We start from the raw sequence: 9,977 nt of genomic DNA, 5'->3' as shown, positions 1-9,977 counted from the left end.
GCCACCGCCACCGCCACCGCCACCGCCACCGGCAGCGGCAGCGGGACCGTGTGGATATCCGGGGCCATCCGGCTCGGCGACGGCTCCATCGGCGGCGCGATGGACACCCCCGGCAATCCGCCGCGGCTGGTCCACCACACCACGGAGTCCCCGGCCGGCGGCAGCTACCTCGAGTCCGTGGGCTCGTACCTCATACGGGTGGCGGCCGAGCCCCAGTTGATCTACTGCCCCGTGACGGACCGGGTCGGGCAGTTCGGCCCGCTGAACCACAGCGGCAGGGCGCTGCGCAACGACGGCGGGCGCCGGACGAACCGCGAGGGCCGGGTCTGCGTCCAGATCGAGGTCCTGGGCCGTGCCGCCCAGCCGTGGACGCGCGACTGGGACCCGGCGAAGAAGCCGGGATGGCAGAAGATCATGGCCGCCGCACGGTCCTGGGGCGTGCCGGACGTCTTCCCCGCGGGCCCGCCGGCGAAGTACCCCGGCGGCTCCAAGTCCCGGTCCCGCACCATCTGGCAGTCCAAGGGAGGGCACTTCTCGCACGGGGACATCCCGGGCAACGACCACGGAGACCCCGGTGCGATCGACATCGAGAAGGTGCTCTACGAGAAGACCGGCCCCAAGCCTCCGACGCCCGAGAAGCCCAAGGAGAAGCCGAAGGTCAGCGTCGCCCACCTGGTCGCGGCCGCGAAGAAGGACGTGCCGGCCGCCGACGGTCACGTCACCCACCCCAAAGAGGTCCGCATCGTCGAGAACGCCCTGGTCGCCGAGGGCCTGTTGAACAAGGCCTACGCCGACGGCTCGTTCGGCTCGAAGACTGTCACGGCCTATGCCGCCTGGCAGCGCAGCAAGGCCGGTGGTTCGTACACCGGTTCGGCCGCCGACGGCATTCCCGGCCTGGCCTCGCTCAAGCGCCTGGCCGCCCGGCACGACTTCACCGCCGTCCCCTGACCTTCTGGGACCCGTCTTCCTGGCGGCGGACTGTGTGAACAGTGGACAGGGCCTCCGGTTCGGCTCTTCCGGAGGCCCTGGCACAGGAGCCAGGAGCCAGGAGCCAGGAGCCAGGAGCCAGGAGCCAGGAACCAGGCAGGAGTCAGGAGCCAGGCAGGAGCCAGGAGCCCTACCGGTCGGGGACGGATTCCAGCAGCGCCGGCAGGCCCGCGAAGGAGTCCAGGACGTGGTCGGGGGCCGGGTGCGCGGCCCGGTGGGTCTCCGGCAGGTACTTTCCGGTTCTGACCAGGACCCCGGTGATGCCGGCGCGCTGGGCCGCGAGTACGTCGGACTCGATGTCGTCGCCGACCATCAGGGCCTCGCCCGCCCCGACACCGAGGCGCGCCAGCGCGGCCCCGAAGAACGCGGGCGCCGGCTTGCCGGTGATCTCCGCCTCCGTACGGGCCGCCGCCTCCAGGCCCGCCAGGAAGGCGCCCGTGTCGAGCCGCAGGCCCTCGTCCGTGCGCCAGTACAGGTTGCGGTGCATGGCGACCAGGTGAGCGCCCCGCTGGAGGTGGCCGAACGCGCGGTTCAGTGCCGTGTAGTCGAACTCCGGCCCCGCGCCGCCCACCACCACGACGTCCGGCACGGTCTCGGTCTCGGTGTCGTCGCCGTCGACGAGGTCGACCCCCGTGAGGTCCTCACGGATGTCGCCGCTGTTCAGGAGGGAACACCGCGCGCCCGGGAAGTGCTCGGCGAGGTACGCCGCCGTGGCCGCGGGCGCGGTGAGGACGTCCTCCGCCGTCACCGGGAAGCCCACGTCGGCCAGGGTCCCGGCGATGGACGCGCGCGTGCGGGACGTCGTGTTGGTGAGCAGGGCCACGGCCAGGCCGGACGCCCGGAGGTGCCGTAGCGCCTCCACAGCGCCGGGCAGCGGCTTCCACGAGACCGTGAGCACACCGTCGATGTCGATCAGCAGCGCACGGACCGAACGAACTGAACGGCCCGAACGCGCCGAATCCTCCGCACGGCCCGCACGGCCCGCACGGCCCGCACGGCCCGAACGCGCCGAATCCTCCGAACCTCCCGACTCCATACCCGGACGATAACCGGCACGGGGCGCGGTCGCCCGGTGTCGGTGGCCGCCGCGACATGCCCCGCCGCTGCCGCACGTCGCTCACGTCTTCTGGAGCACCTCACGCGCGGCGACGCCGAAGGCGACCAGTGACTTCCAGAACGGGTCGTAGCAGGCCTCGAAGCGGTCGGCCGCGTCCGGGTCGCCCTCGATCATGGCCTGCATCGCGCGGTACGGCGGGGTCGTCGCATGCCGCAGTACGTCGGCCGCGTCGGCGACCGGGACCGGGCCCTCCAGGGACACGATCCACACGCAGTGCCGGAGCTTGCCGTACTCGTCCCGCAGGCGCTCGCGCAGCTCCACCAGGTGGGCTTCGTACGCCTCGGTCCCGGCCCCGGAGCGCAGGTCGGTCACCTTCCAGTACAGCTCCCCCATGCGCTGGGCCTGCTCGATGAGGTCGGCGTACGCCGCCCGCCGCGCCTCCCGCCGCCGCTCCTCGCGCTGCGCCGTCGTCACGGTGTCGGCCTGGATACGGGCCGCGCGGGTGGTGCCCCAGCTGGTGACCCAGCTGGCGAGCACGGCCGTACCGGCCGTGAGGGAGGCGATCCAGAGCGTGTTGTCGGACATGGCGATCATCGTGGCATGTGCACGCGTCGGACGTACGACGCCAAGTGCCGCCTCCGCTCCGGAAGTTCACCACTACTCGAACAGCGCCTCCTGCTCGCCCTCCTTCTCCTGCCGTACCCGCCTGGTGCGAGCCCCCACGACCAGCGCCGTGACCGCGGCCGTCACGCCGAACGCCGTCGTCACCATCCAGCCGCGGTCGAAGACGTGGCGGAACGCGTGGTCCAGGGACAGCTTGCCCGGGCCCGTGATCGCGAGGCCCGCGGCGGCCAGACCGAGGGTCGCCGCGTACTCGTAGCCGCCCTCCTGGTTGAAGAACCCGTTGGGCGTGTGCACCGCGGCGGCGCCCGCCATCCCGCCCGCGGCGGCCGCACCCGCCGCGGGCGTCGCCAGGCCCAGCGCGAGCAGCGTGCCGCCGCCGGTCTCGGCCAGCCCCGAGGCGACCGCGCTGGCCCTGCCCGGCTCGTAGCCGACGGACTCCATGAAGGCGCTCGTGCCCTGGATGCCATGCCCCCCGAACCAGCCGAAGAGCTTCTGCGTGCCGTGTGCGGCCAGCACACCGCCCGTCCCCAGACGGAGCAGCAGCAGGCCCAGATCGCGTCGGTGGAGAACGGTCACGATGACTCCCGGGGCAGAGAGGCGGACGACAGGGCGTACATCCCCTCCCGCGTTTCCACCGTCGCGCCGATCACACCTCCCGACCGCCCCCCACGGCCGATCGGGCTTCCCCGAGTGCCCCACGACGCGCGTCGCCATCGCCCGTGAAAAGGGTCTTGCCCTAGCGCGCACTCCAACTCCTAACGTCCTGGGCATGGAGAACACGGAGCGCAACACGACGCGCACTCTGGGACGCAGCGGCATCCAGGTCAGCGCCCTCGGGTTCGGCTGCTGGGCCATCGGCGGGGAGTGGTGGTCCGCCGACGGGCAGCCGCTGGGCTGGGGCAAGGTCGACGACGAGGAGTCCGTACGGGCCGTCCGGCGCGCCCTCGACCTGGGCGTCACCTTCTTCGACACGGCGGACAACTACGGTACGGGGCACAGTGAGCGGCTGCTCGGCCGTGCGCTCGGCAAGCGCCGGGACGACGTCGTCATCGCCACCAAGTGGGGCAACCTCTTCGACGAGCGCACCCGGACCGCCGACGGGCGCGACGACTCACCGGCCCACGCGCGCCGCGCGCTGACCGCGTCCCTCGAACGCCTCGGCACCGACCACATCGACCTCTACCAGTTCCACATCAACGACGGCGACCCCGAGCGGGCGGCCGAACTCCGTGACCTCTGCGAGGAGTTCGTACGCGAGGGGCTCATCCGCGCGTACGGCTGGAGCACCGACGACGCCGAGCGCGCGGCCGTGTTCGCCGAGGGCCCGCACTGCACGGCCGTGCAGCACGCGCTGAACCTGATGCAGGACGCGCCCGACGTCGTCGCGCTGTGCGAGAAGCTGAACCTCGCCAGCGTCAACCGCAGTCCGCTCGCCATGGGGCTGCTGACCGGCAAGCACATGGCGGGCAGGCCGCTGGAGGCCGGCGACATCCGCAGTGCGCCGCCCACCTGGCTGCCGGGGTTCACCAGGGGCCGTGGCGCGGACCGGGACTGGCTGGACCGCGTCGAGTCGCTGCGGGACGTCCTGACCAGCGAGGGCCGTACGCTCACCCAGGGCGCCCTCGCCTGGCTGTGGGCCCGCAGCCCGCGCACCGTGCCGATCCCCGGCTTCCGCTCGGTCGCCCAGGCCGAGGAGAACGCGGGCGCCCTGGAGAAGGGGCCGCTCACCGCGGAGCAGATGGCCGAGGTCGGCCGGATTCTCGGGAGGGAAGCGGCAGCGCGCTGAAGGCGCCGTATGTGGGGCAGTCGTTCCGCGGTCCGGTGCTCACCCCGCGGTCCCGCGCGAGGTCCGCCCCCAGTCCGGGCCGCGGAACGACTGCCACCATCCCCCCTCGGTGTGGCCTGCGGAAGCCTCGTGCTCCAAGTGTGAAGTTCTGGTGGAGGAGTGTTGAGCATAAGCCCGCCACGTGCCGAGATGGGCCGGAGCCCAACATTCCAGTTGTGCAGATTGCGACGGCGACGTTCGCACCGCACTCGCTGGGGCCGTACCGGCCGGTCCCCGGGCAGGTCCTAGCCGCGGCCCACGTACGGCATCGTCGTCGCCAGCACCGTCGCGAACTGCACGTTCGCCTCCAGCGGCAGCTCCGCCATGTGCCGCACCGTGCGCGCCACGTCGGCCACGTCCATGACCGGCTCGGGCGCGAGCTGCCCGTTCGCCTGGAGCACACCCCGCTGCATGCGCTCGGTCATGTCGGTGGCCGCGTTGCCGATGTCGATCTGGCCGACGGCGATGCGGTACGGGCGGCCGTCCAGCGACAGCGACTTGGTGAGGCCGGTCAGGGCGTGCTTGGTCGCCGTGTACGCGACCGAGTGCGGGCGGGGCACGTGCGCGGAGATCGAGCCGTTGTTGATGATCCGGCCGCCGTGGGGGTACCTCCCTGCTCGAGCGTAGCCGAGAGCTTGGGGGAGGGTCCTGCTCCTTCATCTGCCGGTACGCGGCCTGCGCGCACAGGAACGCGCCGCCCAGGTTGGTGTCCACGACGTGCCGCCAGGCCGCGTACTCCAGCTCCTCGACGGGCACGCCGCCCGGGCCGAACGTCCCCGCGTTGTTGAAGAGCAGGTCGAGCCGCCCGAAGCGGTCCCGTACGGCGGTGAAGAGGGCCGATACCTCCTCGGCACGTGAGACGTCGGTACGGACGGGGAGTGCCTCCGGGTGGCCCGCCGCGGTCTCCGCCAGCTTCTCCTCACGGCGGCCGGCGAGCGCCACCGACCAGCCCGTGCGCAGCAGTTCCGCCGCCACGGCACGGCCGATGCCGGAGCCCGCGCCCGTCACGATCGCGATCTTCGTGCGTGTGTGGTTCATGACCTCGCAGCGTAGGCGAGGGCGGCACAGGAGAGGGTCCGGCATACGGAACTCATTCGTCCGCCATCTGACTGTTGTGTACGTGACAGGTTCACGTTGAGGCTGGCCACTCCAATGCCTCGTACAACAACCGTCAGGGGAGGGCCAGATGACATCCGCAGCCCATCAGCCACCGCACACCCCCACGCCGTATGGCTCATCGCGCCACGACCACGAACTCCGTGCCGCCGCACGTCACCTGGGGCGCCGCAGGTTCCTCACCGTCACCGGTGCCGCCGCCGCTCTCGCCTTCGCCGTCAACCTGCCGAGCGCGGGAGTGGCGAGCGCCGCCGAACTCGACGCGGCGCAGATCACCGAGAACCCCTTCACACTCGGCGTGGCCTCCGGAGACCCGCAGCCCGACTCCGTGCTCCTGTGGACACGGCTCGCCCCGAAGCCGTACGAGCCCGACGGCGGACTGCCCGCCGAACGGGTCACCGTGCGCTGGGAGCTGGCCCACGACGAACGATTCAAACGCGTCGTCAGACGGGGCACCGCCACCGCCCACCCCGAGTTCCACCACACCGTGCACGTCGAGACCGACAAGCTGACCCCGGGGCGCGTGTACCACTACCGCTTCCGCGTCGGGCAGTGGATCAGCGAGACGGGCCGTACGCGCACCGCGCCCGGACGCTACGGCCGCACCTCCCCGCTCACCTTCGCGGCCGTCTCCTGCCAGCGGTACGACCAGGGGTACTACACCGCGTACCGGCACCTGGCGGCGGACGACGTCGACGTGGTCTTCCACCTGGGGGACTACCTGTACGAGTACGCCGTCAACGCGACCGGCGGAGCCCGCAACTACACCGACCGCACGCTGCCCGCCCACTTCAACCGAGAGACGGTCACCCTGGAGGACTACCGTCTGCGGTACGCCCTCTACAAGAGCGACCCCGATCTGCAGGCCGCCCACCTCGCGCACCCCTTCGTCGTCACCTGGGACGACCACGAGACCGAGAACAACTACGCGGGCGACAACGACGACGGCGGCAACCCTCCCGAGGAGTTCCTGCTGCGCCGCGCCGCCGCCTACCGCGCGTACTGGGAGAACCAGCCCCTGCGCCGCCCGCAGCGCCCCGACGGCCCCGACATGAGGCTCTACCGCCGCCTCCACTGGGGCCGCCTCGCCCAGTTCGACATCCTCGACACCCGCCAGTACCGCGACGATCAGGCGAACGGCGACGGCTGGCAGGTCCGCACCCCCGAGTCCGAGGACCCCTCGCGCACCCTGACCGGCGCGACCCAGGAACGCTGGCTGCTCGACGGCTGGAAGGGCTCACGGGCCGTGTGGAACGTCGTCCCGCAGCAGGTCACGTTCTCCCAGCGCCGCAACGCCACCGGAGACGTCTACAAGGTGTCCATGGACTCCTGGGACGGCTACCCCGGCTCACGCGAGCGGCTGCTCGCGGGTGCCGAGGCGGCCGGCATAGAGAACCTGATGGTCCTGACCGGTGACGTGCACGTCGGCTACGCCTTCGACATCAAGCGCGACTTCGACGACCGCTCCTCCCGGACGGTCGGCACGGAGATCGTCGCCACGTCCGTCAGCAGCGGCGGCAACGGCTCCGACAAGCCCGCCAACTGGGACACGTACATGACGGCCAACCCGCACATGAAGTTCTACAACGGGCGACGCGGATATGTGACCGTGGCGCTGGAGGAGGACTCCGCGCGGGCCGACTTCAAGGCCCTGCCCGCGGTGACCACTCCGGGCGCGGCGATCACCACGGTCGCCTCGTTCGTGACGGAGGCGGGGGACCCGGGGCTCAAGCCGGCGTAGCCACCGGCTCGTTCTCGTCCTGGCTGCTTTCGCCCGGGTAGCGGACGCCGACGCGGTCCCGTATCGCGTCGAGCGTCCGCATCACGGCGAGGCTGCCCTCCAGGGGCACCAGGGGCGACTCGGTCTCACCGGCCCGCAGGGCCCGCATGACCTCCAGCGCCTCGTGCTTGAGGCTGTTGCGGGGCCCGGCGGACGGGTCGGCGCGGAAGGTCTCGGGCTCACGGCCGTCGCGGTGCAGCACGAAGTGGTCCGGGAAGAAGAAGCCGCTCGGGATGTCGATACGGCCCTGGGAGCCGGTCACCGAGGCCGAGGTGGCCGTACCGCCGACGACGGAACAGTGCACCGAGGCGAGAGCACCGCTCTCCCACGAGAGCAGCGCGGCCGTCTGCAGGTCGACGCCCTCGTCGGAGAGCACCGCCCGCGCGGTCACGTCCGCCGGCTCACCGAGCAGCAACTGCGCGAAGGACACCGGGTAGACACCGAGGTCCAGCAGCGCGCCGCCGCCCTGCAGCGGATCCCGCAGCCGGTGCGAGGGCGGGAACGGGCCCGCGAGCCCGAAGTCGGCCTGCACGGTGCGCACCTCGCCGATCACCCCGTCGCGTACGAGGCCGGCCAGGCGCCGGACCAGCGGATTGCAGTACATCCACATGGCCTCCATCAGGAAGCTCCCGCGCTCCCTCGCCAGCGCGACGAGTTCCCCGGCCTCCCGCGCGTTCAGCGTGAACGCCTTCTCGCACAGCACGTTGCGGCCCGCCTCCAGACACATCCCGGCGGCGGCCCGGTGCGCGGAGTGGGGCGTGGCGACGTACACCACGTCCACGTCCCCGTCCTCGGCGAGGGCGCCCCACCCGCCGTACGCGCGGGGTATCCCGAACCGCTCGGCGAAGGCCCGCGCCGACTCGGGGGACCGCGAGGCCACCGCCACGACCTCCGCGTCCGGCAGGTCCACCAGGTCCGCGGTGAACGCCGCGGCGATCCCCCCGGTCGCCAGAATCCCCCACCGCACCGGCTCGCCGACCATGCCCCACCCCTTGTTCCACGTCGCTGTGTGACGTTCTGTGACCCCGGCCACGCTGTTCGAACTGAGAGCATAGGTGGCGGACCGAACGAAGAGGGAGGGGCACATGCCGGAGCGTGGCCGTACCACGCGGGACCAGGAGGGCCCGGAGGGGCCGGAGGGGCACATACCGAACACGGCGGTCGCCGACCCGGCGGCGGTCGCCGATCCGGCAGCGGTCGCCGATCCGATGCCCGGCACAGCAGGGACCGGACCCGACAGGAGCGCCCTTCGCCGTACCGGTCTCCTCGTCACCCTCGTCCTCGGCGGCCTCACCGCCACGCCCCCGCTGGCGATGGACATGTACCTCCCGGCCCTGCCGGAGGTCACGCGGTCCCTGCACGCCCCCGCCGCGACCGTCCAGCTCACCCTCACCGCCTGCCTGGCGGGCATGGCGCTCGGCCAGCTGGTCGTCGGGCCGATGAGCGACCGCTGGGGGCGCAGGCGGCCGCTCCTCGCCGGTATGGCGGTGTACGTCGTCGCCACCGTGCTGTGCGCCCTCGCGCCCACGGTGGAGACCCTGGTGGCCTTCCGTCTCCTCCAGGGCCTCGCGGGATCGGCCGGGATCGTGATCGCCCGGGCCGTCGTCCGCGACCTGTACGACGGTGTCGCGATGGCCCGCTTCTTCTCCACCCTGATGCTGGTCGGCGGAGTCGCCCCGATCCTCGCGCCGCTGATCGGCGGGCAGGTCCTGCGGGTCACGGACTGGCGGGGCGTGTTCGTCGTCCTCGCCGCCCTCGGGGTCGCGCTGACGGCGTTCGTCTGGTGGCGGCTCCCCGAGACGCTCGCGCCGACCGAACGGCACGTGGGAGGGGTGGGCGAGGCCCTGCGCGCGATGCGCGGGCTGCTGGCCGACCGGGTGTTCACCGGGTACCTGGCCGCGGGCGGCTTCGCGTTCGCCGCGCTGTTCGCGTACATCAGCGCCTCCCCGTTCGTGGTCCAGGAGATCTACGGCGCCTCCCCGCAGACGTTCAGCCTGCTCTTCGGCGTCAACTCGGTCGGCCTGGTCTTCGTGGGGCAGATCAACGGCAAGGTGCTGGTCGGCCGTGTCCGTATGGAGAACGTGCTGGCGGTGGGGCTTGCCGTGGTGACGGTGTCCGCGACGGCGCTGCTGCTGATGTCGCTGGGGGTCTTCGGCGAGGTGGGGCTCGTGCCCGTCGCCGCGGCCCTGTTCGTGCTGATGTCCGCGATGGGTGTCACCCTCCCCAACACGCAGGCGCTCGCCCTGATGCGGGTACGGCACGCGGCCGGTTCGGCGTCCGCGCTGCTCGGCACGTCGTCGTTCCTGATCGGTGCGATCGCCTCTCCGCTGGTCGGTGTCGCCGGGGAGGACACCGCCGTCCCGATGGCCGTCGTCCAGCTGGCCTCGGCGCTGGTGGCCGCGGTCTGCTTCCTGGCACTGTGCCGGCCCCGGACCGGACGAGCGGCCGAGAGCGAGAGCCTGGGAGAGGAACGCTGAGCGCCGCGCGCCTGCGTACCGGTACCCCGGAACGGGCCGGGCTCGACCCCGGCCCCCTGCGCCATCTCGTCCAGGAGATCCGGGCCCGTACGGAGGGGGGCGCGGGGGAGC

The 9,977-nt window shown here is 72.2% G+C and carries 8 protein-coding genes and 1 pseudogene; 4 read left to right on the top strand and 5 right to left on the bottom strand.

Annotation, left to right across the window (positions count from 1 at the left end):
• Nucleotides 1-948: peptidoglycan-binding protein LysM (locus tag FNH04_RS33590; RefSeq protein ID WP_228031765.1), on the top strand; the 948-nt coding region annotated here is incomplete at its 5' end.
• A gap of 169 nt (nt 949-1,117) precedes the next feature.
• On the opposite strand, the gene FNH04_RS33585 is transcribed toward FNH04_RS33590, so the two are convergent.
• The 3 genes from FNH04_RS33585 to FNH04_RS33575 form a co-directional block, all read right to left on the bottom strand.
• A complete protein-coding gene (locus tag FNH04_RS33585; protein WP_228031767.1) occupies nt 1,118-1,906 on the bottom strand; it encodes an HAD-IIA family hydrolase in 789 nt (262 codons plus the stop codon).
• A 198-nt stretch (nt 1,907-2,104) separates the two neighbouring features.
• Nucleotides 2,105-2,629, bottom strand: coding sequence for a hypothetical protein (locus tag FNH04_RS33580; protein ID WP_152789626.1), 525 nt, complete (start codon nt 2,627-2,629; stop codon nt 2,105-2,107).
• Between the two features lie 72 nt (nt 2,630-2,701).
• Nucleotides 2,702-3,244, bottom strand: coding sequence for a DoxX family membrane protein (locus tag FNH04_RS33575; protein ID WP_322724604.1), 543 nt, complete (start codon nt 3,242-3,244; stop codon nt 2,702-2,704).
• Nucleotides 3,245-3,437: 193 nt separating this feature from the next.
• Here FNH04_RS33575 and FNH04_RS33570 point away from each other — a divergent pair, with 193 nt between their 5' ends.
• Entirely contained in the window at nt 3,438-4,454 is a 1,017-nt protein-coding gene (locus FNH04_RS33570; RefSeq protein ID WP_152789624.1) for an aldo/keto reductase, read from the top strand.
• A 284-nt stretch (nt 4,455-4,738) separates the two neighbouring features.
• Here the strand turns inward: FNH04_RS33570 and FNH04_RS33565 are convergent.
• Nucleotides 4,739-5,531, bottom strand: a pseudogene (locus tag FNH04_RS33565) (SDR family oxidoreductase).
• 148 nt (nt 5,532-5,679) lie between these two features.
• On the opposite strand from FNH04_RS33565, the gene FNH04_RS33560 reads away from it, so the two are divergent.
• Entirely contained in the window at nt 5,680-7,350 is a 1,671-nt protein-coding gene (locus FNH04_RS33560) for an alkaline phosphatase D family protein (RefSeq protein ID WP_152789623.1), read from the top strand.
• Here the strand turns inward: FNH04_RS33560 and FNH04_RS33555 are convergent.
• The gene (locus FNH04_RS33555) at nt 7,337-8,371 is read right to left on the bottom strand and encodes a Gfo/Idh/MocA family protein (RefSeq protein WP_152789622.1); all 1,035 of its coding nucleotides are present in this window, start codon (nt 8,369-8,371) and stop codon (nt 7,337-7,339) included. The two genes, FNH04_RS33560 and FNH04_RS33555, sit on opposite strands and share 14 nt — an antisense overlap.
• A gap of 103 nt (nt 8,372-8,474) precedes the next feature.
• Here FNH04_RS33555 and FNH04_RS33550 point away from each other — a divergent pair, with 103 nt between their 5' ends.
• A complete protein-coding gene (locus FNH04_RS33550; RefSeq protein WP_194236898.1) occupies nt 8,475-9,866 on the top strand; it encodes a multidrug effflux MFS transporter in 1,392 nt (463 codons plus the stop codon).
• Nucleotides 9,867-9,977: the final 111 nt, after the last annotated feature.

This window comes from Streptomyces phyllanthi (genome assembly GCF_009377205.1).
Taxonomy (GTDB): Bacteria; Actinomycetota; Actinomycetes; order Streptomycetales; family Streptomycetaceae; genus Streptomyces; species Streptomyces phyllanthi.
This window is presented reverse-complemented; position numbering and strand designations above follow the sequence as displayed.

Excerpts from the sequence above, each read along its gene's own strand:
- FNH04_RS33550 (WP_194236898.1), top strand. The coding sequence starts at position 8,475 with ATGCCGGAGCGTGGCCGTACCACGCGGGACCAGGAGGGCCCGGAGGGG.
- FNH04_RS33560 (WP_152789623.1), top strand. The coding sequence starts at position 5,680 with ATGACATCCGCAGCCCATCAGCCACCGCACACCCCCACGCCGTATGGC.
- FNH04_RS33580 (WP_152789626.1), bottom strand. The coding sequence starts at position 2,629 with ATGTCCGACAACACGCTCTGGATCGCCTCCCTCACGGCCGGTACGGCC.
- FNH04_RS33555 (WP_152789622.1), bottom strand. The coding sequence starts at position 8,371 with ATGGTCGGCGAGCCGGTGCGGTGGGGGATTCTGGCGACCGGGGGGATC.
- FNH04_RS33570 (WP_152789624.1), top strand. The coding sequence starts at position 3,438 with ATGGAGAACACGGAGCGCAACACGACGCGCACTCTGGGACGCAGCGGC.